A 23,103-nucleotide genomic window follows, 5' to 3' on the forward strand; every position below is an offset into this window, starting at 1 on the left:
ATTGATTCGTTCCGTGAACGATAAGGCGCTGCCGGCGTACGTCAAGTGCCCCGGGCCCGCGACCGCACCCCGGACGCCGGGCGCGCACACGACGACGCGGGGCCGCGCACGGTGCGCGGCCCCGCGTCGGGACGGCCGTTCCGGGGCGCCGGTGCGGCGCTCCCGGGGGAGGTGGCGGCGGGTCAGCGCCGCCAGCGCGGTTTGGCGAGCATGCCGGTCGCGCGGGTCTTGCCCTTCTCCCCGAAGACCAGCTCGGAGAGCGCCTCGTAGATCTCCTCGGGGCGCGGCATGTAGTCGATGCGGTTCAGCGCCTGGATCTGGCCCGCGGACTCGACGACCATCGTCCCGTAGCCGAGCATGCGCCCGGACAGCGAACGCTGGAACGTCAGGTCGGTGACCTTGCCCAGGGGCATCATGCCGACGTTGTGCACGATGATCCCCTGGGCGATCATCACCCGCTTGTCGGTGATCACGATCCGCTCGATCCACCACAGGATCGACAGCGCCGTGTAGCGCAGGACCGCGACGACGACCAGGTAGAACGCCAGGTTGTCGATCACGACGTCCAGCACCGGGTCGATCCCGGGCCGGTCGAGCAGCTGCTCGACACCGATCACCACGATGATGAACAGCGCCGTCTGCCAGATGTGCTTGACCATCACCGCCCAGTGCTGGCGCACACGGATGACGCGCCGCTCCGTGGGGAGCAGATACTCGTCGATCTCCCGGGGCGCGAGCACGGGCTCAGATCAGGTTGGTGACGAAGGTCGAGACGGACTGCGCCGCGTCGTAGAGGATGTTGCCCACGTTCGAGACCGAACCGGCTGCACCATTGGGATTGGTGATCACCAGGAAGATCCCCAGCGCCACCGCTACCAGGATCAGGATCTTCTTCACGTTCCCTGCCCACCCGTTTCTCGGTGTGTCGGACACACAGACATGTCATTGGTACCGGAGGGCCGACTGGCCCCGGTACCGGCACCCGAGCAGCGTACCGTCGTTCCGGATGACCGACAGTAGCCGACACGTCGCCTGCGTGGGTGGAATCGTGTTCGACCCGGACGGACGATTGCTGCTCGTCCGCAGGGCGAACGAGCCTGGTCGGGGGCTCTGGTCGGTCCCCGGCGGCCGGGTCGAGGCGGGCGAGAGCGAGCACGAGGCCGTGGTCCGCGAGCTCGCCGAGGAGACCGGTCTGACGGTCGTCCCCGGGCGCCTGGCCGGGGTCGTCCTCCGCGGCCCGTACCGGATCGCCGACTACGTCTGCACCCTCGCGCCCGGCGACGGCACCCCGCGGGCCGGCGACGACGCCACCGACGCCCGGTTCGTCGACCGTGCGGACTACGCGGCGCTGGCCGTCGTCGAGGGCCTCACCGAGACCCTCGGCGGCTGGGACTGCCTGCCCCGGACCTGACCGCCACGGCGGGTGCCCGTCCGGCCCCGCGGTATGCGTGTGGGTGACACACGACGGCCCCCGCTCCGGGACGGAGTCGGGGGCCGGTGTCGGCGTGGTGTGCCGCGGGTCAGACCTGCGGCGTGGGGCGGCCGGGCTGCTCCCCTCCGCGGCTGTCGCCGTAGGACCGCTTGGGCACCATGACCTTGCGGCGGAAGGTGCACACGACGGTGCCGTCCTGCTTGTAGCCGATCGTCTCGACGTAGACGACGCCGCGGTCGTCCTTCGACTTCGACTCGGTCTTGTCGAGGACCGTGGTCTCGCCGTAGATCGTGTCGCCGTGGAAGGTCGGCTTCGTGTGCTTGAGCGACTCGACCTCGAGGTTGGCGATCGCCTTGCCGGAGACGTCGGCGACGGACATCCCCAGCAGCAGCGAGTAGATGTAGTTGCCGACCACGACGTTCTTGCCGAAGTCGGTCGTCTCCTCCGCGTAGTGCGCATCCATGTGCAGCGGGTGGTGGTTCATGGTGAGGAGGCAGAACAGGTGGTCGTCGTACTCGGTGACCGTCTTGCCGGGCCAGTGCTTGTAGACGGCACCGACCTCGAACTCCTCGTAGTAGCGCCCGAACTGCACCGTTCACGCTCCCATCACGCTGTCGATTCGTTGCGGGAGTAATCTATCCGGTGGCCCGCGCGAGGAAGGGCGGTCCGGCTCACACGTGCGCGGTCGGGGATGTCACATCACAGTGACGTCCACGGGCGCACGGACGAGACACAGGACGTCCGCCGAACAGCAGGGAGGTGAGTGCGGTGTCCGAGTCCCAGACACCGGCGAGCAGTAGGTGCCGCCTCCCGCTGCACACGGCTCCGGAGTACGTCACGGGCTGATCCCGGCGGGAGGCGAGTTCCGGCCCGGCGGCCGCCCTGCGCGGTCGCACCGTTCCCCGGTGCCGCTCGCCCCCGAGCCGCACCGGCACGCCCGGAGGTGGTCCTCGTGATGCCCTCGCTCTCCCAGCTCCGCCCCACCATCCGCCCGTCCCGCCGCGCCGAGCGCGCCGCGGCGCGGGCCGCCGCGAGCCCGCCCGTCCGGCTGCGTGTCCCGCTGTCCGCCTACGTCGTCGACTGCGCCGTCTACGTCGACGGCCACCGGCTCCCCGGCCGCTGGACCCACGACGAGGCGATCGCCGAGGTCCGCGAGCGCGGTGAGGGCTTCGTCTGGATCGGGCTGCACGAGCCGGACGAGGAGCAGATCTCCGGCGTCGCCGAGACCTACGGGCTGCACGAGCTCGCCGTCGAGGACGCGGTGCACGCGCACAACCGCCCCAAGCTCGAGCGCTACGACGACACGCTGTTCATGGTGCTCAAGACCGTCCGCTACGTCGGGCACGCCGACCCGACGACGTCGAACGAGATCGTCGAGACCGGTGAGGTCATGGCCTTCCTCGGGCGCGACTTCGTCGTGACCGTCCGGCACGGCCGCCACACCGGCCTGCGGGAGGTCCGGCGACGGCTCGAGGACGACCCGGAGCAGCTGTCCCTCGGCCCGGCCGCGGTGCTGCACGCGATCGCCGACCACGTCGTCGACTCCTACATCGAGGTCTGCGGGCAGATCGAGGACGACATCGACGCCGTCGAGGCCGAGGTGTTCTCGCCGCGCTCGACGATGAACCCCGAGCAGATCTACGTCATGAAGCGCGAGATCCTCGACCTGCGCCGTGCGGTGATGCCGCTGGTCGGACCGATGCGCAAGCTCGCCGAGGGCTACAGCGCGCTGGTCCCGCACGACGTGCGGTCGTACTTCCGCGACGTCGACGACCACCTCGGTGGCGTCGCCGAGCAGGTGGCCGGCTTCAACGAGCTGCTGACCACCCTGGTCGACGCGGTCCTCGCGAAGATCAGCATGCGGCAGAACAACGACATGCGGAAGATCACCGCCTACGCGGGCCTGATCTCGGTGCCGACGATGATCGCCGGCGTCTACGGCATGAACTTCGACTCGATGCCCGAGCTGCACTGGGACTTCGGCTACCCGATGGTCCTGATCGTCATCGCGACGCTGTGCGGGCTGCTGTACCGCAACTTCCGCCGCAACGGCTGGCTGTAGCCCCGGGACGCCCGCCGGTCGGACCCGGCGGGTGCCCGTCGACGGGGTCGGTCCCGCCGGTCAGACCCGGCGGGTGCCCGTCGGCGGGGTCGGCGGCTCGTCGTCGTCCCCGGCGGGCGGGGGCGCGTCCCCGGGGCGCGGCCGCGGGGGGCCGGGGCGCCGGAGCCCGACCGGGCGACGCGGGCGGGGGCCGGGTGTGGGGCGCCGGGGGCCCGTGGCGCCGGGTCCGGCAGGTCCGGGCTCGGCAGCGTCGGGGTCGGGTCCGGCTGCGCCGGGGTCGGATTCGGCTGCGCCGGGGTCGGAGGGGTCGGGACGGGAGCCCGGCAGCCCGTACCGCAGCGCCCGGGCGACGGCGTGGCCGCGCGGGCGCGTGTCCGGGTCGTCGTCCTCGGCGGGGGCGGGGTCGTCCACCGCACCGGGCACACCCCGGTCGGGGTCGATCGCGGCGGGGACACCGGCATCGCGGCCACCCGGCGCACCGGACGGGTCCGGGTCCGCGGCGACGTCGGCGTCGCCCTCCCCCACCTCGACCCCGTCGCCCTCGAGCACCTGCTCCGGGAGCGTCTCGGCGTAGCCGGGGTCCTCGGGGCCGCCCTCGTCGACGGGCTCGGTCGTGTCCTCGGGAGCCGGGGCGGGCTCGTCCCGGAGGGGCCGCCACCCCGCGGCGGCGATGGCCGAGCGGCGGGCGCGGCGTTCCTGGCGCTCCCCCACCACGTCGGGCTCGTCGGGGCGCCGTCCCAGGAACGTGTGCACGAGGTGCTGCTGGACCCCGCCGACGGTCTGGACGCGGACGTCGTCGAAGCCGGCCCGTTCCATCCGGTGCACCATCTGCTCGGGCCCACCGGCCGTCGCGATCCGCCTGGCCCGGTAGCGGGCGAGGTCCGCGGCCCCCCAGCGCAGCGAGGCCATCGGGAGCATCCAGGTCCAGTTCGCCGTCGTCCAGCGCATCCGGCTCCGGCCGCCGACGGCGTAGTCGTGCACCGCCAGCGGGGCGCCGGGCGCGAGCAGGCTCAGCAGCCGGCGCAGGCCGTGCTCGGCGTCGGGCAGGTTGGACACCAGGAAGGACGCGAGGATCCCGTCGAACGGGCCCTCGACGCCGGCCTCGGCGAGGGTCTCCAGCCGGGAGTGCACGAACGTCACCCGGGGCGACCAGTTCTTCTTCCGGGCGACGGCGAGCATCTCCGCGGACGCGTCGACCGCGACCACCTCGGCACCCCCGACGCTGGTCAGCAGCGCCTCGGTGGACACCCCGGTGCCGCAGCCGGCGTCGAGCAGACGCAGACCGTGGCCGTCGCCCAGGCCCATCCGCGACGCCGACACCCGCAGGTGGGTGCGGTAGCCGGGCAGGGTCGCGACGAAGGCGTCGAAGCCCGCGGCACCCCGCCCGTAGGCACGGTGCACCGTGGCCGGGCGGATCTGGTCGCTCTCCTGCCACGCCTCGCCGCTCACGGGGCCTGATCCTGCCCGCAGCGGCCCGTGTCCGGAACCCGACGCGCCCTCCCCGGTGGGGTGTGACACCCACCCGGGAGGGCGCGCTGGGCCGAACGTGGAGCCCCGGCCACCCGTGCGGCGCAGCGGGTCCGGCCGGAGGCGGGGTGCCGCCTCAGCAGCAGCGGCCCTGCGGGTTGCTCTCCTGGTACGCGGTGCGGGCCCGCCAGTACTCCCGCTCGGTCATCGGCGGGTGGTCGTGCCCGCTGCGACGGTGGTGGTCGAGGTAGCGGTCGTACAGGTCCGCCCCGATCACCCCGCGCCACCAGCCGTGCAGCGCCCGCAGCCGGGCCAGCGTCGTGGCCGCCACGGTCGGTGCCGCCACGGTCAGTGCCCCGACCGGGCCGGGGTGCCGACCGTCTCGGTCCACTGCTTCTCCAGCTCCTTCTCCGCCGGGGTCGCGACCAGGCCGGCCGGGGCGTAGAGCCGCGAGGGCACCGGCTCCTCCTCGTTGTCCGGGCGACCGCCCATCGAGATCGACCTCCAGGCGGCCAGGACCGCGGCGACGATCGCGAGCGTCACGAACAGGATCGACAGCGTGCCCTGGACGAAGGTGTTGCGGACGACGGCCGCCATCGCCTGCGGGGTGCCCGCGGTGCCGAAGCTCGTCTCCCCGGCCGCGATGGCCTCCCGGAAGGCGAAGTGCTGCGCCCAGTACCCGATCTTCGGGTTCGAGGAGAAGATCTTGTACATCGACGCCGTGACCGTCACGACGGCGGCGAACGCCAGCGGCACGACGATGATCCACAGGTAGCGCACGTGCCCGCGCCGGGCCGCGATCGCCAGGCAGACCGCGAGCGCGATCGCCGCCAGCAGCTGGTTCGCGATGCCGAACAGCGGGAAGAGCGTGTTGATCCCGCCCAGCGGGTCGGTCACGCCCATCAGCAGGATCGCGCCCCAGGCACCGACCATCAGCCCGGTGCAGATCCAGGCGGCCGGCCGCCACGAGGTGTCCTTGAACTTCGGGGCGACGGTGCCGATCGCGTCCTGCAGCATGAAGCGCGCCACCCGGGTGCCGGCGTCGACGGCGGTGAGGATGAACAGCGCCTCGAACATGATCGCGAAGTGGTACCAGAAGCTCATCATCCCGGGCCCGCCGATGAACTGCTGCATGATGTTCGCCAGGCCGACCGCCAGCGTCGGCGCACCCCCGGTGCGGGAGACGATCGACTCCTCGCCGACCAGCGCCGCGGTCGTCGCGAGCTGGTCGGGGGTGACGTTGACGTTCATCAGGCCGAGCGAGTTCACGAATGCGGCCGCGCCCTCGACGGTGCCCTCGGTCAGCGACGCGGGGACGTTCATCGCGAAGTAGAGCCCGCGGTCGATCGACAGCGCCGCGACCAGCGCCATGATCGCCACGAAGGACTCCATGAGCATGCCGCCGTAGCCGATGAACCGGGTCTGGCGCTCCTTCTCGACCAGCTTGGGCGTGGTGCCCGAGGAGATCAGGGCGTGGAAGCCGGACAGCGCGCCGCAGGCGATCGTCACGAACAGGAACGGGAACAGCGACCCGGCGACGACGGGGCCGTCGTCCCGGCCGGCGAATTCGCTGAACGCGGGCGCCGCGAGCTCGGGGCGGACGACGATGATCGCCACCGCGAGCAGCACGATCGTGCCGATCTTCATGAACGTCGACAGGTAGTCGCGCGGGGCGAGCAGCAGCCAGACCGGGAGCACCGCGGCCACGAAGCCGTAGACGATCACGCCCCAGGCGATGGTCGTCCGGTCCAGGGTGAACAGCGCCTGGCCCCAGCCGGTCTCGGAGACCCAGCCGCCGGCGACGATCGCGCCGATCAGCAGCACGAAGCCGATCCAGGAGACCTCGGAGACCTTCCCGGGCCGCAGGTACCGCAGGTAGACACCCATGAACAGGGCGATCGGGATGGTCAGCGCCACCGAGAAGACGCCCCACGGGCTCTCCCCGAGCGCGTTCACCACGACCAGCGTGAGCACCGCGATCAGGATGATCATGATGGCGAGGGTCGCGATGATCGCCGCGATCCCGCCGACCCGGCCGAGCTCCTCACGGGCCATCTGGCCCAGCGAGCGGCCGCCACGGCGCATCGAGAAGAACAGCACCAGGTAGTCCTGGACCGCGCCGGCGACGATGACGCCGACGATAATCCAGATCGTGCCGGGCAGGTACCCCATCTGCGCGGCCAGGACCGGTCCGACCAGCGGACCGGCACCGGCGATCGCGGCGAAGTGGTGGCCGTAGAGGACCCGCCGGTCGGTCGGCAGGAAGTCCTGGCCGTTCTCCTTGTACTCGGCCGGGGTGGCGCGCCGGTCGTCCGGGCGCAGCAGCTTGTTCTCGATGTAGCGGGAGTAGAACCGGTACGCGATCGCGTAGGTGCTCACCGCGGCGAACACGAACCAGATCGCGTTGACCGTCTCCCCGCGCACCAGCGCGAGCATCACCCACGCCAGACCGCCCAGCAGGGCGATGCCCGCCCACACCGCGATCTTCAACGGTGTCCACGTCCGCTGTTCGGCGAGGAGCACCTCCTCGTCCACCGCCGCCGGCGGGAGCTCACGCTCCGCCGGTCCGCCCGACACCTGTGTCATCGCGCCCCTCCGATATGTCCGACGCGCGAACTATAGGAGGCGGTGTGCCGTGTGGGAACAGATGTCCGCTTGCCGACGCACGACGGCCGCCGCCACCCGGTCGGGTGACGACGGCCGCGGGGTCGTGCGGGCGGGCAGGGAGCCGGTCAGAAGCCCCCGCCGGGGCCGCCCATCGCCAGCTTGGCCAGCATCTCGCGGGCCCGCTCGGCGTTGCGCGGCTCGCACAGGACGTCGTAGCGGCCCGCCACCATCTGGCTGGCGGACTGGAAGTCCCGGCGACCCTTGCTCGCGCTGTAGCTGACCGCGGCGAAGGCCATGAAGAACACCGCGCCGGACACCAGGCCGACGACGATGGGCAGGAAGTTGCCGTCCGGGGAGAACACGAACAGCAGGACACCGACGAACAGACCCAGCCAGGCGCCCTGCGCCGCGCCGGAGGCGAGCACCCGGCCCCAGGTCAGGCGGGCGATGACCCGCTCGACGAGCATCAGGTCGACGCCGACGATCGTCACGTCGGCGACCGGGAAGTCGGAGTCGGCGAGGTGGTCGACGGCCCGCTGCGCCTCCTCGTAGGTGGCGTAGGAGCCCACCGGCCACCCGGTCGGCGGAGTGGGCAGCTGCGGCAGGCCCGGAGCCGGACGAGTCTGGCCGCCGAAGGGGTTGGTCATGGCGTGCTCCTCGTAGAAGATGTCCTGTCTCGTCGTCGGTGCAACGTTCGACCGGACCGCGACGTGCCCCGAACACTAGTCGCGGAGCCGCAGGTCACACCCCACCGACCGGACGACACGGCCCCGCACCCCGGGACGGGGTACGGGGCCGTGGCCGCGGGTGCGGTCAGCGCAGCTTGTAGTCGCGCAGCAGACCCCGGGAGATGATCGTCTTCTGGATCTCCGAGGTGCCCTCGCCGATGAGCAGGAACGGCGCCTCGCGCATGAGGCGCTCGATCTCGTACTCCTTGGAGTAGCCGTAGCCGCCGTGGATGCGGAACGCCTCCTCGGTGACCTCCTTGCAGTACTCCGAGGCGAGCATCTTGGCCATGCCGGCCTCAACGTCGTTGCGCTCGCCGCGGTCCTTCAGCCGTGCGGCGTTGACCATCATCAGGTGCGCGGCCTCGACCTTGGTCGCCATCTCGGCGATCTTGAACGCGATCGCCTGGTGCTGGACGATCGGCTTGCCGAAGGTCGAGCGCTGCTGGGCGTACTCGACGCCCAGCTCGAAGGCCCGGATCGCGATGCCGCAGGCACGGGCGGCGACGTTCACGCGGCCGACCTCGACGCCGTCCATCATGTGCGCGAAGCCCTTGCCGCGCTCCCCGCCGAGGATCTGCTCACCGGAGATCCGGTGGCCCTTGAACACCAGCTCGGTGGTGTCGACCCCCTTGTAACCCATCTTGTCGATCTTGCCCGGGACGACGAGGCCGGGAGCGACCTCGCCGTAGCCGGTGGGCTTCTCGACGAGGAAGGTCGTCAGGTTCTGGTGCGGGCGCTCGGCGCCCTCGTCGGTCTTCACCAGCACCGCGGTCAGGTTCGACGTGCCACCGTTGGTCAGCCACATCTTGGCGCCGTCGATGACGTAGTCGTCGCCGTCCTGCTTCGCGCGGGTCTTGATCGCCGCCACGTCGGAGCCGAGGTCCGGCTCGGACATCGAGAACGAGCCGCGGGTCTCGCCCGTGGCCATCCGCGGCAGGTACTTCTCCTTCTGCGCCTGCGTGCCGTGCTGGCGGAGCATGTACGCCACGATGAAGTGGGTGTTGATCACGCCGGAGACGCTCATCCAGCCGCGGGCGATCTCCTCCACGACCAGGGCGTAGGTGAGCAGCGACTCGCCGAGGCCGCCGTACTCCTCCGGGATCATGAGGCCGAACAGCCCCATCTCCTTCATCCCGTCGACGATGTCCTGCGGGTAGGTGTCCGCGTGCTCCAGGGCCGTCGCGTGCGGGATGATCTCCTTGTCCACGAAGCTGCGGACGGTGGACAGGATCTCGGTCTGGATGTCGGTCAGACCGGCGGTCTGGGCGAGCCGGGCCATGGGTGTTCCTCCTGAACGGCTGCGGTCGGGGCGGGCGGGGCGGGACTCAGCGCTGCGGTTCGTTCCGCACGCTGCTCTCACGCCTCCGGCGGGGTCCACTTGTCGGTGCGGGTCATGCCCGCGGCCCGGCCCTTGCCCGAGATCACCAGCGCCATCTTGCGGCTGGCCTCGTCGATCATCTCGTCACCGATCATCGCCGCGCCGCGCTTCCCGCCGGCCTCGGAGGTGAAGTACTCGTAGGCGTCGAGGATGTTCTCGGCGTGGTCGTAGTCGCTCTGCGCCGGGGAGAAGGTCTCGTTGGCGGCGTCGATCTGGCCGGGGTGCAGGACCCACTTGCCGTCGAAGCCCAGGGCCGCGGAGCTGCCGGCGACCCGGCGGAACCCGTCGATGTCCTTGATCTGCAGGTACGGCCCGTCGATGGCCTGCTTGTCGTGCGCGCGGGCCGCCATCAGGATCGACATGAGGATGTGGTGGTAGGCGTCGCCCACGTCGTAGCCGGGGGGCTGCTCGCCAACGACCAGGGACTTCATGTTGATCGAGGCCATGAAGTCGGCCGGGCCGAAGATGATCGTCTCGACCCGCGGCGACGCGGTGGCGATGGCGTTGACGTTGGTCAGGCCCAGCGCGTTCTCGATCTGCGCCTCGATGCCGATCTTCCCCACCTCGAGACCGTTGGTCTTCTCGATCTGGGTCAGCAGCAGGTCCAGCGCGACGACCTGCTCGGGGGTCTGCACCTTCGGCAGCATGATCGCGTCGAGGTTGGCGCCGGCGCCCTCGACGACCTCGACGACGTCGCGGTAGGTCCACTCGGTGGTCCAGTCGTTCACCCGGACGACGCGGATCTTCTCGCCCCAGCCGCCCTCGTTCAGCGCCTCGACGATGGTCGTCCGGGCACCCGGCTTGGCCAGCGGGGCGCAGGCGTCCTCCAGGTCCAGGAAGACCTGGTCGGAGTTCAGCGTGCGAGCCTTGTCGATGAACTTCTGGCTCGATCCGGGCACGGCCAGGCAGGACCGGCGGGCGCGGAGGGTGGTGCTCACAGGCGGGCTCCTCGTCGAGATCGTCCTCGCCCGCGTCGCGGCGACGACGTCGTCACGACACGGGCGCTCGGGCTGGGGACTGATGCTGGCACGACGACGGCCGCGGCGCCCCGTCCAGGTGATTGGTTTCTCACCCGCCGGTGGTCAGGTGGGGTTACCCGTCGGTCACCCCTGTTCGGGAGGTGGGGTCAGGGAGCCCCTGGCCACCGCGACGACGGTCCCGCCGACCCAGCTCCCGACGGCCCGGCCGCCCTCGGTGCGGACGCCGGCGTACAACGTGGACGGACGGCCCATCTCCACCCCCTGGGTCACGACGAAGGAGTGCTCGCCGTCGTCGGTGACCAGACCGCGGTCGGCGAGGAAGATCCCGAGCGCGACGGCGGCCGAGCCCGTCGCCGGGTCCTCGGGAACCCCGATCCCGATGCCGAACATGCGGGCGTGGACCCGCTCGGCGGTGGCGTCGACGGCGGCGACGAGCAGCCCGGTCGCGCCGCTGTCGGCGACCGCGGCGGCCAGCGCCGCGGGGTCGGGCACCGCGCGGGCGACCGCGCCGGCGACGACGAGCAGGATCGCGAAGTCGGTCCCGGCCCCGGCCACACCCGGCACGGCGGCGCCGTCGACGTCGTCGGGGCCGAGGCCGAGCGCGGCGGCGAGGCGGACGGCGTTCAGCTCGGCGCCGACCGACGGCGTGCCGCCCCACACCCGGGCGCCGGTGTCGTCGACCCGCACGGGCAGCAGCCCGGCGCCGCACTCCTGCACGCGGTCGCCCTCGCCGATGACGCCGTCGCGGGCCAGCACCCAGGCCGTGCCGACACTGGGGTGCCCGGCGAAGGCGAGCTCGGAGAGCGGGGTGAAGATCCGCACCCGGTAGTCCGCACCGCCCTCGCCGTCGCCGGTCGGGGCCAGCGGGAAGGTCGTCTCCGACAGGTTGAACTCCCGCGCGATCGCCTGCATCCGGGCCGTGGACAGCGCCTCGGCGCCGTGCACGACGGCCAGCGGGTTACCGGCGTAGGGACGGTCGGTGAACACGTCGACGATGTCGAAGCGGAGGGGTTCGGGGTCCTGGCCGGGATCGTGCTGCGGCTCGTTCACGGCGGGCGAGCCTAGTCACACGGTCGGGGCGGCCGCGGTACCGCCGGGGGTTCTAGTCTCGGCGCCATGGCCTCGGTACGGGTGTTCGTCGCGCGGATGGCCGGCCTGGCCGTCTACGGCCCGGACGGCGAGCGGATCGGCAAGGTCCGCGACATCGTGGTGTCGCTGCGCGTGGACAGTCATCCACCGCGGGTGCTGGGCCTGGTCGTGGACCTGTCCGCACGGCGCAGCATCTTCGTGCCGATGCTGCGGGTCGCCGACATCGCGCCGACCGCAGTGACGCTGGCCAGCGGCTCGGTGAACCTGCGCTCGTTCGACCAGCGTCCCAACGAGACCCTCGTGCTCGGGCAGCTGCTGAACTCCCCCGCGACGGTGCGCGAGGGCGGGACCGAGGGCTCGGTCGTCGACGTCGCGGTCGAGCCGAGCCGGACCCGGGACTGGGTGATCACCAAGGTGGCGCTGCGGTTTCGGCGGACCCGGCTGGCGCGCAGGCCGCGGGTCGAGGTGTACGGCTGGGAGGCCGTGTCCGGGCTCGACGTCGCCGCCGCGCAGGGCGCGGACCGGCTGCTCGCGGTGTTCGACTCGATGCGCCCGGCCGACGTCGCCGCGGCGCTGTCGCGGCTGCCCGACGACCGGCAGCGCCACGTCGTCGACGCCCTGGACGACGAGCGGCTCGCCGACGTGTTCGAGGAGCTGTCCGAGTCCGACCAGCGCGAGCTGCTCGGCTACCTCGACGACGACCGTGCCGCCGACGTCCTGGAGGCGATGAGCCCGGACGACGCGGCGGACCTGCTCGGCGAGCTCGACGACGACGAGGCCGGCCGGCTGCTGGAGCTCATGGAGCCCGACGAGTCCGAGCCCGTGCGCCGCCTGCTGCGCTACGAGTGGGACACCGCGGGCGGCCTGATGACCCCGGAGCCGATCACGCTGGGGCCGGACGTGACCGTCGCCGAGGCGCTCGCCCGGGTGCGCAACCCGGAGGTGCCCCCGGCGCTGGCGTCGATGGTGTTCGTCGTCCGCCCGCCCACCGCGACCCCGACCGGGCGCTACCTGGGCTGCGTGCACGCCCAGCAGCTGCTGCGGGCGGCGCCGTTCGAGCTGGTCGCGGGCATGGTCGACGCCGACCTGCCGCAGCTGGGGCCCGAGGCCGGGCTCGGCGAGGTGACCCGCTACTTCGCCAGCTACAACCTGGTGGCGGGCCCGGTCGTCGACGCCGAGGACCACCTGCTGGGCGCGGTCACCGTCGACGACGTGCTGGACCACCTGCTGCCGCAGGGCTGGCGCGACCGCGACCTCGCCCCGGGCGAGGTGCACGGCGGCGCGGTGCGGGCCGCGAACGGCGCCGGCGACCGCACGCACGACGGGGAGGTGCACGGTGCCTGAGCCCGGGATCGGACGGCGGCTGGACCAGCCGCGCGTCGGGCGTCGGCGGTTCGAGGTGGACCCGGACGGCTTCGCCCGCTTCTCCGAGCGGATCGCCCGGTTCCTCGGGACGGGCCGCTTCCTCGCGATCCAGACGGTGATCGTCGTCGTGTGGATCGCGCTGAACATGGTCGCCTGGTCGATCCAGTGGGACCCGTACCCGTTCATCCTGCTCAACCTGGCGTTCTCCACCCAGGCCGCGTACGCCGCACCGCTGATCCTGCTGGCCCAGAACCGGCAGGACGACCGGGACCGGATCGCGCTGGACGAGGACCGGCGCCGCGCCGAGCGGACGAAGGCCGACACCGAGTTCCTCGCCCGGGAGCTGGCGGCGCTGCGCCTGGCCGTCGGGGAGACCGCGAGCCGGGACTACCTGCGCGGCGAGCTGGAGAAGCTGGGTGACCGGCTCGACGACGCGGTGGCCCGCAGCCGCGGCGAGGAGGTCCCGGTCGAGCCGGGTGCCCGGAAGAAGATGCGCAAGAAGGAGCGCTGAGCGCTCGGGAGCGCTCAGGGGACCAGGCGGCCCATGATGCGCTCGAGCGCGGCGAGGTCGTCGGCGTCGAGCCGCTCGACGAAGTGCGCGCGGACCCCGCGCAGGTGGGTGACCGCGGCGGTGCGCAGGCGGTCGTAACCGGTGTCGGTGAGCCGGGCGGTGACCCCGCGGCCGTCGTCGGCGACCTTGGCCCGGGCGACGAGCCCGACCCTTTCCAGCCGGTCGACGAGCCGGGTGACCCCGGAGCGGGAGAGCAGCACGGCGTCGGCCAGCTCGGTCATCCGCAGCCGGTGGTCGGGCGCCTCGGACAGCTGGACCAGCACGTCGTAGGCGGCCAGGGACAGCTGCTGCTCGCCCTCCAGCTCGGTCTCGAGCTGTTTGGTGATGCCCGCGTGCGCGCGCAGGAAGCTGCGCCAGGACGCGAGCTCGGCCGGGGTCGGGACCACGCGGCGGCGCGCCGGGTGCTCGCGCGTCGGGGTGCCGCTCGTCTCGTCCATCGCAGGGATGCTAGAGAAACCCGCACCACCTCGTCAGCGCGGACGTGCCGGGCGACACCGCCGGTGACCCGGAGCCCCCGGAACCACCCACGTAGCATGGGGTGACGCGAGAGGAAAGAGGTCGTAGGAGCCCATGTCCGTCACCGGCAGCACCAGCACCGTCGTCGAGGCCGTGCGCGCAGCCCTCGGCACCGTCGAGGACCCGGAGATCCACAAGCCGATCACCGAGCTGGGGATGGTCAAGAGCGTCGACGTCTCCGCCGACGGCCTCGCCCACGTCGGGGTCTACCTGACCGTCGCGGGCTGCCCGATGCGCGAGACGATCACCTCCCGCGTCACCGAGGCGGTCTCGAAGGTCCCCGGCGTCGAGCGGGTCGAGGTCGAGCTCGACGTGATGAGCGACGAGCAGCGCACCGAGCTGCGCCGTTCGCTGCGCGGCGACGCCGACGAGCCCGTCATCCCCTTCGCCCAGCCCGGCTCGCTGACCCGCGTGTTCTGCGTGGCGTCCGGCAAGGGCGGCGTCGGCAAGTCCTCCGTCACCGTCAACCTGGCCGCGGCCATGGCCCGGCGCGGGATGAAGGTCGGCGTGGTCGACGCCGACATCTACGGCCACTCGGTCCCGCGCATGATCGGCGCCGCGGACCGGCCCACCAAGATCGAGAACATGATCATGCCGCCGCAGTCGCACGGCGTGAAGGTCATCTCGATCGGCATGTTCACCGACGGCAACACCCCGGTCGTCTGGCGTGGCCCGATGCTGCACCGCGCGCTGCAGCAGTTCCTCGCCGACGTGTTCTGGGGCGACCTGGACGTGCTGCTGCTCGACCTGCCCCCGGGCACCGGCGACGTCGCCATCTCCACCGCCCAGCTCGTGCCGAACGCCGAGCTGCTGGTCGTCACCACACCGCAGCAGGCCGCCGCCGAGGTCGCCGAGCGGGCCGGGTCGATCTCCACCCAGACCCGCCAGCGCCTGGCCGGGGTCGTGGAGAACATGTCCTGGATGGAGATGCCCGACGGCTCGCGCAACGAGATCTTCGGCTCCGGCGGCGGGCAGATCGTCGCGGACTCGCTGAGCCGCACGGTCGGCACCACGGTGCCGCTGCTGGGCCAGATCCCGCTCGACGTCGCGCTGCGCGAGGGCGGCGACGCCGGCACCCCGATCGTGCTCGGCAAGCCCGAGTCGGCCGCGGCGCAGGCCCTCGACGCCATCGCGGAGAAGCTGACCGTGAAGGCCCGCGGTCTGGCCGGGATGAGCTTGAACATCTCCCCCGTCGGGCGCTGACCCGCACCTCCGACGACGAGGCCCCGCACACCGGCCGGTGTGCGGGGCCTCGTCCGTTCCCCCGGGGCGGATCTCAGGACAGCGCGTCGTTCAGCGCCTTGGTCCAGAGCGCCAGGCCCTCGTCGACCTGCTCGGCGGTCACGACGAGCGCCGGGATCATCCGGACGACGTTGCCGTACACGCCGCAGGTCAGCAGGAGCAGGCCCTGCGCGGCGGCCGCGGCGTGCACCTTCGCGGCGGTGGCGCCGTCGGGCTTGCCGTCGGCGTCGACGAACTCGATGCCGACCATCAGGCCCCGGCCGCGGACGTCGCCGATGGCGGCGATGCCCTGCGCGGCGTCCCGGACGCCGGCGAGGAGCTTCTCGCCCTGCACGCGGGCGTTCTCGACCAGGCCCTCGCCCTGCACGACCTCGAGCGTGGCGAGCGCGGCGGCGCAGGCGACGGCGTTGCCGCCGTAGGTGCCGCCCTGCGAGCCGGGCCACGCCTTCTCCATGAGGGCCTTCGGCGCGGCGATGGCCGAGAGCGGGAAGCCGGACGCGAGCCCCTTGGCGGTGACGATGATGTCCGGGGTGAGGCCCTCGGCGTGCTGGTGGCCCCAGAACTTCCCGGTGCGGCCGTAGCCGGTCTGGACCTCGTCGGCGATCAGCAGGATGCCGTGGCGGTCGGCGCGCTCGCGCAGCCCGTGCAGGAACGCGGGCGGGGTCGGGACGTAGCCGCCCTCGCCGAGCACCGGCTCGACGATGAACGCGGCGACGTCGGACGCCGGCGCGGTGCTCGCCAGCTGCCGGTCGAGCTCGGACAGGGCGAACGCGACGGCCTGCTCCTCGGACCAGCCGTAGCGGTAGGCGTAGGGGAAGGGCGCGAACGCGACCCCGCCCATCATCGGGGCGATCCCGGCCCGGATCTTCGCCCCGGAGGTGGTGAGCGCCGCGGCACCCATGGTGCGGCCGTGGAAGCCGCCGTCGAACGCGACGATCAGCTGCCGGCCGGTGGCCTGGCGGGCCAGCCGCACCGACGCCTCGACGGCCTCGGAACCGGAGTTGGTGAAGAACACCGAGTCGATGCCCTCGGGCAGCACGTCGCCCATCCGCTCGACCAGCGTCAGCAGCGGCTGGTGCATGACGGTCGTGTACTGGCCGTGGATCAGCGTGGCCACCTGCTCCTGCGCCGCCGCGACGACCGTCGGGTGGCAGTGCCCGGTGGAGGTGACGCCGATGCCGGCGGTGAAGTCGAGGTGGCGGCGCCCGTCGGTGTCGTACAGGTAGACGCCCTCACCGCGGGCGGCCTGGACCGGGGTGGCCTGCTTGAGCAGCGGGGACAGCTGTGCCATGGGTTCGCAGCTCCTGATGCGTCGAGGGTGGTGCGTCTCGGGTTGTCGAGTTGTCGACAATCCTAGGGAAACACGGGCGAGTGGGTCCGGGCAAGGGTCGGTCGGGCCCGCCTTTGCTCTGCTCACCGATACGCAGCACGCGCCCGGACCGCCCCGGCGCCGGGGCCCCGGACGGGCCCGCGCGGACGCGCGGACAGGCGTCGGCGGCGTCGAGATGCAGCTCAGCGGGAGTTGTCGATCTCCACCGCCCGGTGGGCTGCATCTCGGCGCAGGCGCGACGCGGGTGGTCGGCGCGCCGTGGAGCCGCCCGGCGCCGGCGCGGGGCCGGTGTGGGGCCGGTGCTGCGTATCGGTGAGCAGAGCAAAGGGACGAGCGGAGGACCCCCTCGTGCCGGACGTCGCGACGAGGAAAACGCTGGTCAGGTCAGCAGGGCGGCGATCACCAGCAACACCGGGACGGCGACGACGGTCGAGGCCAGCGCCACGTCGCGGGCCAGCGGGACGGCGCGGTCGTAGCGCACGGCGTAGCCGAAGACGTTCTGCGCGGTGGGCAGGGCGGCCAGCACCACAGCGGCGAGCAGCGCCGGGCCGGTCAGGCCGAGCACCCCCGCGGCGAAGGCCCAGGCGATCAGCGGGTGCAGCACGTTCTTGATCAGCACGGCGGTCCACACCGAGCCCGCGGTCTCCCCCGTCCCGGGGCGGCGGGCGCCGTGCAGGGAGATGCCGAACGCGAGCAGCATGGCGGGCACCGCGAGGTCGGCGAGCAGCTCGACCGGGGCGGTCACCGGCTCCGGCAGCACGACGCCCGTCGCGGAGACGGTCAGCCCGGCGGCGGTGGCGATCGCGATCGGGTTGCGCAGCGGGGCGAGTGCGACCCGGACCCACCCGGGGCGCTCGCCGCGGCCGTCGCCGGGGAGGACGTCCATCAGGGTCGTGAACAGCGGGGTCAGGATCGCGAGCTGGAACAGCAGCACCGGGGCGACGGCGGCGGAGTCGCCGAGCACGTAGGCCGCGATCGGGATGCCGAGGTTGCCCGCGTTGACGTAGCCGGACGCCATCGACCCGACGACGACCTCGCCGGCCGGGCGGCGGCGCAGCAGCGCGACCGGCACGAACAGCAGGCAGGCCAGGGTGCTGGTGAGCGCGGTGACGACCAGCCCCGAGGACAGGACGGCGCCGACGTCCGAACGGCTGAGCGTCGTGAACAGCAGCGCGGGCGTCGCGACGAAGAAGGCGGTGCGTGCGAGGACCTTCGAGCCCTGGTCACCGAGCAGGCCTCCGCGGCCGAGGACGTACCCGACGACCACGACGACGCCGATGACCAGGAAACCTTCGAGGACGCCCACCACGTGCCGTCATGTTACGTATGCGAACTAGTCCCCGGGGTGTCCGGCGGTGCGGTTCACAGGCGCTCAGGCCGCCCCGGGCATCGCGGCGAGGATGCGGGTGACGGCGTCGTCCATGTGGGCGGCCAGCCGGTCGAGCAGCAGCTCGGTGCGGCCGTCGCGCAGGGCGTCGCGCAGCCGTTCGTGCTCGGCGAGCAGCGCCCGGGCGGGCGGGGCGGTCTGCTGGAACGCGGCGAGACACATCCGGGTCTCGACGAGCAGACCCTCGGTCATCCGGCGCAGCCGTGGGCTCCCCGACGCGGCGACGAGCGCGGCGTGGAAGTCGTGGTCGGCGTCGGCGAGGGCCACGGCGTCGCCCGCATCGGCCGCGGCGGCCATCACCCCGAGCGGGATCTCCAGCGCGACGACGGCGGCCGCCCGGTCACCCTCCAGCACCTTGAGCGCCGCGGCCCGCTCGACGGCGGTGCGGGCCAGGTAGACGTCACGGACGTCGTCGGGCCCGAGCTCGCGCACGAACAGGCCGCGGTGGCGTTCGCTGCGCAGCAGCCCCTCGGCGACGAGGCGCTGCATCGCCTCGCGCAGCGGGCCGCGGCTCACCCCCAGCCGGTTCGCGAGGTCCACCTCGCCGAGCTGGGTGCCCGGCGCGAACGTGCCTCGCATGATCGCCGCACGGATCCGGTCGGCGACGATCTCCGCGGTGGAGCGCCGGCTCACCGGCTCGAGCTCCGAGACGTCCAGGCCCACGACTCACCCTCTCCGGAACAGTGTCCCCAGGCCGGGACGGTCGACGTCGGCCCCGGCCAGACGCAGGCCCTGCCAGATGCTCACCTGGTTCGCGGTCAGCACCGGCCTGCCCACGCGTGCGTCCAGCGCGTCGAGCATGTCCACGGTGTGCAGCGCGGTGTCGGGCAGCAGCACCGCGTCGGCGCCAGGGGCGTCCGAGGCCACCGCGGCGGCGAACTCCAGCACGGTCTCCGGCGGCAACGTCCCGACCTCGGCGGCGGTGATGATGTCGCGGGCGGACAGCGTGTGCACGGAGATGTCGTGGTGGGTCAGGAAGTGCACGAAGGCGCCGGCGACGTCCGGCGGGTAGGTCGCCCCGACCGCCACCGAGCGGATCCCGAGCCGCCGGCAGGCGTCGACGAAGGCGAACGACGTGCTCGACGTCGGCACCCCCGACACCCTTTCCAGCGCCGCGACCTGCCGGGCGGCGCCCTCGGGGCCGAAGATGAACGACCCCGAGGTGCAGGCCCAGACGACCGCGTCCAGCGGGCCCGCCTCCGCGGCGACCCGGCGCGCGCCGTCGGCGAGGACCTCGTCGCCGCCGATGGCGAGCAGCGCGTCCTCGCGGTGGGCGTCCTCGGGCATCTCGGTGTGGACGAGGGCGAGCCGGCTGCCGTCGGTCAGCAGCTTCTCGGCGCGCGGGTAGTCGTCCTCGGCGGAGAAACCCGGGTAGAGGAATCCGACCGTGCTCATGTTGTCGACAATCCTACAGAGGCCGGGGTCACCGCAAGGGTCACGACGCCCGCGAGTAGACGAGCCGCTCCCCCACGCTGCCCGCGCGCCACACGTCGTGACAGGCGGTCGCCATCGCGTCGAGCCCGTCGACGATGGTGGCGAACACGTTGCCCGGCACCCAGCCGACGTCGCCGTTGAGCAGCAGGTTGTTGCGCCCGTAGAAGATCGCGAGGTCGATCCCGCCCTCGGCGGCGTCGATGCCCTGGTCGTCCTTGAACGCGCTGTCGAGCATCCCGCCGTGGAAGTCGAAGTAGCAGACGTCGCCCGGGATGGGCGTGACCGTCGGGTTCTCCTGCCCGATCCGCGGGCCGAACCGCGGGACGATCGTGTAGACCTCGTTGCGGGCGTACCTGGCGTGCTGCGCGTCGCCACCCTGCGGGCCGTCCGCCAGCGCCTCCCAGACCGCCGCGGCGGTGCGCGGCGCCTCGGCCTCCAGCAGCCTCGCGGTGCACGCGACGCCACGCTTCGCGAGCTCGATCCTGATCAGCTTCGTCATCCGATCCCCCTGTCCGATACGCGGATTGTTGACAATCGTAGGTGCGCTTCCTAGCGTGTCAACGCCGCCCGACCTCCCTACCGACAGGATCTCCCGTTGCCGGTTTCCGCTGGTCAGGACCTCATCACCGTCGCCGTACTGCACGGCGGGGAGACCCCGCCCGGCCTCGAGCGGCACGCCGGTGACGCACGTCTCCGCTTCGCCGCCGACGCCGGCGAGCTCGCCGCCGTCCTGCCCGGCAGCGACGTGCTGCTCACCTGGGACTTCACCTCCGACGCCGTCAAGGACGTCTGGGACGCCACCGACACCTCCGCGCTGCGCTGGGTGCACACCGCCAGCGCCGGCGTCGACCGGGTCGCCTTTCCCGCCCTGCTCGCCTCGGGTGCGACGCTGACGAACTCGCGCGGGGTGTTCGACCGCCCGATCGCCGAGTTCGTGCTCGGCGCGGTGATCGCGTTCGCCAAGGACACCGCCCGCTCACTCGCGCTGCAGCGGGAGCGGACCTGGCGCCACCGCGAGACCGAGACCGTCGCCGGGAAGGTCGCGACGGTCGTCGGGAGCGGGCCGATCGGGCGCGCCGTCGCCGACCTGCTGGGCGCGGTCGGGATGCGGGTGCGGCTGGTCGGCCGGCGCGCCGCCGACGGCGTGCACGCCTTCGACGAGCTGCCCGGCCTGCTGCCCGACACCGACCACCTGGTGCTCGCCGCCCCGCTGACCGACGCGACCCGCGGGATGCTGCACGCCGGGACGATCGCCCTGCTGCCCGAGCGGGCGCGGGTCGTCAACGTCGGCCGGGGCGCGCTCGTCGTGCAGGACGACCTGACCGACGCGCTCGCGACCGGGCGGCTCGCCGGCGCCGCGCTGGACGTGTTCGAGGTCGAGCCGCTGCCCGCGACCTCGCCACTGTGGGCGATGGAGCACGTGCTCCTCTCCCCGCACATGTCCGGTGACGTCGTCGGCTGGAAGGACATGCTCGTCGAGCTGTTCGCCGACAACCTCGCGCGCTTCCGGGACGGCCGGGAGCTGCGCAACGTCGTGGACCCCGAACGCGGGTACGTGAGCTCATCCGCAGGAAAGGTGTGACTGCTGTGACGACTGCAGACCTCAGCGCGACCGAGCTGCTGGCGGGCTACCGCAGCGGCGAGATCTCGCCGGTGCAGGCCACCCGGGACGCGCTGGACCGGATCGAGGCGCACGACGGCGCGGTGAACGCGTTCTGCCTGGTCGACGCCGACTCGGCGCTGTCGCAGGCGAAGGACTCCGAGGCGCGCTGGCAGGCCGGGGAGCCGGTCGGGCCGCTCGACGGCGTCCCCACCTCGATCAAGGACATGCTCCTGACGATCGGGTGGCCCACCCGCCGCGGCTCGACGACGACCTCACCGGACGGGCCGTTCGAGGTCGACGGCCCGCCGGTGGCCAGGGTCCGTGCCGCGGGTGCGGTGCTGATCGGGAAGAACACCACGCCCGAGCTGGCGTGGAAGGGCGTGACCGACTCTCCGCTGACCGGCGTCACGACCAACCCGTGGGACCCGACGAGGACGGCCGGCGGCTCGTCCGGTGGCTCGGCGTCGGCGGTCGGGCTGGGGATGGGCCCGCTGTCGCTGGGCACCGACGCGGGCGGCTCGGTCCGCATCCCGGCCGCGTTCACCGGCACCGTCGCGCACAAGCCGACCTACGGCCGCATCGCGCACTACCCGGGCTCGGCGTTCGGGACGCTGGCCCACGTCGGCCCGATGACCCGCACCGTCGACGACGCCGCGCTGCTCCACGACGTCGTCGCCCAGCCCGACACCCGCGACCCGTGGGTGTTCGACGTGCCCCGCGAGTCCGCCGTCGAGCGGCTCGCCGGGGGCGCGCAGGGCCTGCGGATCGCGTTCTCCCCCACCCTCGGGTTCGTCGACGTCGACCCGGAGGTGGCGGCGCTGGTCGCCGAGGCGGTCGCGGTGTTCGCCCGTGAGCTCGGCGCGACCGTCGAGAACGCCGACCCCGGCTTCGCCGACCCGATCGAGCCGTTCCACACGCTCTGGTTCGCCGCGGCCGCGAAGTCCCTGGAGCCGATCGGCGCCGAGGCCAGGAAGGCCATGGACCCGGCGCTGGTGGAGATCGCCGAGCAGGGCGCCGGGGTGTCGGCGCTGGACTACCTGGGCGCGATGGCCGTGCGCAACGAGCTGGGGACGCTGATGGGCGCCTTCCACTCCGAGTACGACCTGCTGCTCACCCCGACGCTGCCGATCACCGCGTTCGAGGGCGGCCGGGAGGTCCCCGAGGGCTGGCACGACCCGCGCTGGACGTCGTGGACGCCGTTCACCTACCCGTTCAACATGACCCAGCAGCCCGCGACGTCGGTGCCGTGCGGCTTCACCTCCGCCGGGCTGCCGGTGGGGCTGCAGGTCGTCGGGCCGCGGCACGCCGACGCCACGGTGCTGGCCGCCGCGCACGCCTACCAGCGCGCGACCACGCACCACCTGCGCCGCCCGCCGCTGCTGGGCTGACCCGGCCCCGCCCACGACGACGGCGCCGCACCCGAGCCGGGTGCGGCACCGTCGTCGTACGGAGGAGGGGCCGGATCAGGTCGCGTCCGGGTCCACCGGGGGACGTTCGTCCGCGGCCAGCGGCGGCTGCGGCGCTCGGACCGGGGGCGGGGTGCTCGCCGCGGCCCCGCCCAGGGCGGCGGCGCCGGCGGTGGCCGCGCTGCCGGCCGGGCCCGGGGCGAACCCGTTGGGCTTGACCGGCGGGGTGGTGACGTCGTCGGAGAACAGGCTCCGGGTGATCGCGGTCCGCGGGTTGAGCGAGCGCAGGCTGCGCAGGTCGTTGAGCGGCTGCTGGATCTGGTCGAACTCGGGGCCCAGCTCCTTCTTCAGGTGGTTCTGGGCGCCGCTCGCGAACTCCTTGATCTGGCGGACCGCGCGACCGACCCAGGCCGCGGCCTCGGGCAGCCGTTCCGGGCCCAGGATGAAGAGCCCCGCCACGACCAGGACGAGGATCTCCGGCATGCCGATGTTCTCGAACACAGCGC

Annotated in this window: 24 protein-coding genes; 7 read left to right on the forward strand and 17 right to left on the reverse strand. The window is 72.8% G+C overall.

The annotated features are described in order from the left end of the window. Nucleotides 1–182: 182 nt before the first annotated feature. Both KPL60_RS22925 and KPL60_RS22930 read right to left on the reverse strand, forming a co-directional pair. Nucleotides 183–740: a PH domain-containing protein gene (locus tag KPL60_RS22925; protein WP_226355330.1), complete on the reverse strand. Its 558-nt coding sequence runs from the start codon at nt 738–740 to the stop codon at nt 183–185. A gap of 4 nt (nt 741–744) precedes the next feature. After that, a complete protein-coding gene (locus KPL60_RS22930) occupies nt 745–897 on the reverse strand; it encodes a hypothetical protein (RefSeq protein WP_167379107.1) in 153 nt (50 codons plus the stop codon). Nucleotides 898–1,006: 109 nt separating this feature from the next. On the opposite strand from KPL60_RS22930, the gene KPL60_RS22935 reads away from it, so the two are divergent. Next, nucleotides 1,007–1,411, forward strand: coding sequence for an NUDIX hydrolase (locus KPL60_RS22935; RefSeq protein WP_226367155.1), 405 nt, complete (start codon nt 1,007–1,009; stop codon nt 1,409–1,411). Between the two features lie 109 nt (nt 1,412–1,520). Here the strand turns inward: KPL60_RS22935 and KPL60_RS22940 are convergent, their stop codons facing one another. Beyond that, the gene (locus KPL60_RS22940; RefSeq protein ID WP_226355328.1) at nt 1,521–2,024 is read right to left on the reverse strand and encodes a MaoC family dehydratase; all 504 of its coding nucleotides are present in this window, start codon (nt 2,022–2,024) and stop codon (nt 1,521–1,523) included. Between the two features lie 363 nt (nt 2,025–2,387). On the opposite strand from KPL60_RS22940, the gene corA reads away from it, so the two are divergent. Continuing rightward, complete coding sequence (gene corA, locus KPL60_RS22945) at nt 2,388–3,494, forward strand: magnesium/cobalt transporter CorA (protein ID WP_226367156.1); 1,107 nt, start codon at nt 2,388–2,390, stop codon at nt 3,492–3,494. Between the two features lie 60 nt (nt 3,495–3,554). On the opposite strand, the gene KPL60_RS22950 is transcribed toward corA, so the two are convergent. From KPL60_RS22950 to KPL60_RS22980, 7 genes are all read right to left on the reverse strand, one after another. After that, nucleotides 3,555–4,943 (reverse strand): methyltransferase domain-containing protein, encoded by a 1,389-nt coding sequence (locus tag KPL60_RS22950; protein WP_226367157.1) that lies wholly within the window; start codon nt 4,941–4,943, stop codon nt 3,555–3,557. Nucleotides 4,944–5,097: 154 nt separating this feature from the next. Further along, nucleotides 5,098–5,352: a YbdD/YjiX family protein gene (locus KPL60_RS22955; RefSeq protein ID WP_226367158.1), complete on the reverse strand. Its 255-nt coding sequence runs from the start codon at nt 5,350–5,352 to the stop codon at nt 5,098–5,100. Further along, a complete protein-coding gene (locus KPL60_RS22960; protein ID WP_226367159.1) occupies nt 5,310–7,547 on the reverse strand; it encodes a carbon starvation CstA family protein in 2,238 nt (745 codons plus the stop codon). The genes KPL60_RS22955 and KPL60_RS22960 overlap by 43 nt, the downstream gene beginning before the upstream one ends. Nucleotides 7,548–7,693: 146 nt before the next feature. Beyond that, nucleotides 7,694–8,215: a general stress protein gene (locus tag KPL60_RS22965; protein WP_062400497.1), complete on the reverse strand. Its 522-nt coding sequence runs from the start codon at nt 8,213–8,215 to the stop codon at nt 7,694–7,696. Nucleotides 8,216–8,381: 166 nt separating this feature from the next. Next, entirely contained in the window at nt 8,382–9,575 is a 1,194-nt protein-coding gene (locus tag KPL60_RS22970) for an acyl-CoA dehydrogenase family protein (RefSeq protein WP_226355324.1), read from the reverse strand. A gap of 77 nt (nt 9,576–9,652) precedes the next feature. After that, nucleotides 9,653–10,612, reverse strand: coding sequence for a CoA ester lyase (locus KPL60_RS22975; RefSeq protein WP_226367160.1), 960 nt, complete (start codon nt 10,610–10,612; stop codon nt 9,653–9,655). A gap of 165 nt (nt 10,613–10,777) precedes the next feature. After that, nucleotides 10,778–11,704: a PhzF family phenazine biosynthesis protein gene (locus KPL60_RS22980; protein WP_226367161.1), complete on the reverse strand. Its 927-nt coding sequence runs from the start codon at nt 11,702–11,704 to the stop codon at nt 10,778–10,780. Nucleotides 11,705–11,770: 66 nt separating this feature from the next. Between KPL60_RS22980 and KPL60_RS22985 the strand changes: the two genes are divergently transcribed. Both KPL60_RS22985 and KPL60_RS22990 read left to right on the forward strand, forming a co-directional pair. After that, on the forward strand, nt 11,771–13,087 hold the full coding sequence (locus KPL60_RS22985) for a magnesium transporter MgtE N-terminal domain-containing protein (protein ID WP_226367162.1): 1,317 nt from the start codon (nt 11,771–11,773) through the stop codon (nt 13,085–13,087). Beyond that, nucleotides 13,080–13,619, forward strand: a complete 540-nt coding sequence (locus tag KPL60_RS22990) for a DUF1003 domain-containing protein (RefSeq protein ID WP_226367163.1) — start codon at nt 13,080–13,082, stop codon at nt 13,617–13,619. The genes KPL60_RS22985 and KPL60_RS22990 overlap by 8 nt, the downstream gene beginning before the upstream one ends. 14 nt (nt 13,620–13,633) lie before the next feature. Here KPL60_RS22990 and KPL60_RS22995 read toward each other — a convergent pair whose 3' ends face one another. Then, nucleotides 13,634–14,116: a MarR family winged helix-turn-helix transcriptional regulator gene (locus tag KPL60_RS22995; RefSeq protein ID WP_226367164.1), complete on the reverse strand. Its 483-nt coding sequence runs from the start codon at nt 14,114–14,116 to the stop codon at nt 13,634–13,636. Nucleotides 14,117–14,249: 133 nt separating this feature from the next. Here KPL60_RS22995 and KPL60_RS23000 point away from each other — a divergent pair, with 133 nt between their 5' ends. Further along, on the forward strand, nt 14,250–15,398 hold the full coding sequence (locus KPL60_RS23000) for an Mrp/NBP35 family ATP-binding protein (protein WP_062400483.1): 1,149 nt from the start codon (nt 14,250–14,252) through the stop codon (nt 15,396–15,398). 73 nt (nt 15,399–15,471) lie between these two features. Here the strand turns inward: KPL60_RS23000 and KPL60_RS23005 are convergent, their stop codons facing one another. The 5 genes from KPL60_RS23005 to KPL60_RS23025 all read right to left on the reverse strand — a co-directional run bounded on the left by KPL60_RS23005 (nt 15,472) and on the right by KPL60_RS23025 (nt 20,087). Continuing rightward, the gene (locus KPL60_RS23005; protein WP_208819275.1) at nt 15,472–16,728 is read right to left on the reverse strand and encodes an aspartate aminotransferase family protein; all 1,257 of its coding nucleotides are present in this window, start codon (nt 16,726–16,728) and stop codon (nt 15,472–15,474) included. Nucleotides 16,729–17,146: 418 nt separating this feature from the next. Further along, nucleotides 17,147–18,076, reverse strand: coding sequence for an AEC family transporter (locus KPL60_RS23010; RefSeq protein WP_226367165.1), 930 nt, complete (start codon nt 18,074–18,076; stop codon nt 17,147–17,149). A gap of 63 nt (nt 18,077–18,139) precedes the next feature. Next, nucleotides 18,140–18,811: a GntR family transcriptional regulator gene (locus KPL60_RS23015; RefSeq protein ID WP_255656450.1), complete on the reverse strand. Its 672-nt coding sequence runs from the start codon at nt 18,809–18,811 to the stop codon at nt 18,140–18,142. A gap of 9 nt (nt 18,812–18,820) precedes the next feature. After that, nucleotides 18,821–19,549 carry a maleate cis-trans isomerase gene (locus KPL60_RS23020; RefSeq protein ID WP_226367166.1) on the reverse strand — a complete coding sequence of 243 codons (729 nt, stop codon included), beginning with the start codon at nt 19,547–19,549 and terminating at the stop codon, nt 18,821–18,823. Nucleotides 19,550–19,589: 40 nt separating this feature from the next. Then, nucleotides 19,590–20,087 carry a DUF3830 family protein gene (locus KPL60_RS23025; protein WP_226367167.1) on the reverse strand — a complete coding sequence of 166 codons (498 nt, stop codon included), beginning with the start codon at nt 20,085–20,087 and terminating at the stop codon, nt 19,590–19,592. A 96-nt stretch (nt 20,088–20,183) separates the two neighbouring features. Here KPL60_RS23025 and KPL60_RS23030 point away from each other — a divergent pair, with 96 nt between their 5' ends. Further along, the gene (locus KPL60_RS23030) at nt 20,184–21,170 is read left to right on the forward strand and encodes a D-2-hydroxyacid dehydrogenase (protein WP_226367168.1); all 987 of its coding nucleotides are present in this window, start codon (nt 20,184–20,186) and stop codon (nt 21,168–21,170) included. Nucleotides 21,171–21,175: 5 nt separating this feature from the next. Further along, nucleotides 21,176–22,579, forward strand: coding sequence for an amidase (locus tag KPL60_RS23035; RefSeq protein WP_226367169.1), 1,404 nt, complete (start codon nt 21,176–21,178; stop codon nt 22,577–22,579). Nucleotides 22,580–22,654: 75 nt separating this feature from the next. Here KPL60_RS23035 and tatB read toward each other — a convergent pair whose 3' ends face one another. Then, a complete protein-coding gene (tatB, locus tag KPL60_RS23040) occupies nt 22,655–23,098 on the reverse strand; it encodes a Sec-independent protein translocase protein TatB (RefSeq protein WP_226367170.1) in 444 nt (147 codons plus the stop codon). Between the last annotated feature and the right edge of the window lie 5 nt (nt 23,099–23,103).

Origin of the sequence: Pseudonocardia sp. ICBG162 (assembly GCF_020496225.1) — a bacterium.
Taxonomy (GTDB): Bacteria; Actinomycetota; Actinomycetes; order Mycobacteriales; family Pseudonocardiaceae; genus Pseudonocardia; species Pseudonocardia alni.

Coding starts and splice junctions, on each gene's coding strand:
- KPL60_RS22965 (WP_062400497.1), bottom strand. CDS start 8,215: ATGACCAACCCCTTCGGCGGCCAGACTCGTCCGGCTCCGGGCCTGCCG.
- KPL60_RS22970 (WP_226355324.1), bottom strand. CDS start 9,575: ATGGCCCGGCTCGCCCAGACCGCCGGTCTGACCGACATCCAGACCGAG.
- KPL60_RS22960 (WP_226367159.1), bottom strand. CDS start 7,547: ATGACACAGGTGTCGGGCGGACCGGCGGAGCGTGAGCTCCCGCCGGCG.
- corA (WP_226367156.1), top strand. CDS start 2,388: ATGCCCTCGCTCTCCCAGCTCCGCCCCACCATCCGCCCGTCCCGCCGC.
- KPL60_RS23020 (WP_226367166.1), bottom strand. CDS start 19,549: ATGAGCACGGTCGGATTCCTCTACCCGGGTTTCTCCGCCGAGGACGAC.
- KPL60_RS23005 (WP_208819275.1), bottom strand. CDS start 16,728: ATGGCACAGCTGTCCCCGCTGCTCAAGCAGGCCACCCCGGTCCAGGCC.
- KPL60_RS22935 (WP_226367155.1), top strand. CDS start 1,007: ATGACCGACAGTAGCCGACACGTCGCCTGCGTGGGTGGAATCGTGTTC.
- KPL60_RS22985 (WP_226367162.1), top strand. CDS start 11,771: ATGGCCTCGGTACGGGTGTTCGTCGCGCGGATGGCCGGCCTGGCCGTC.
- KPL60_RS23025 (WP_226367167.1), bottom strand. CDS start 20,087: ATGACGAAGCTGATCAGGATCGAGCTCGCGAAGCGTGGCGTCGCGTGC.
- KPL60_RS22995 (WP_226367164.1), bottom strand. CDS start 14,116: ATGGACGAGACGAGCGGCACCCCGACGCGCGAGCACCCGGCGCGCCGC.
- KPL60_RS23000 (WP_062400483.1), top strand. CDS start 14,250: ATGTCCGTCACCGGCAGCACCAGCACCGTCGTCGAGGCCGTGCGCGCA.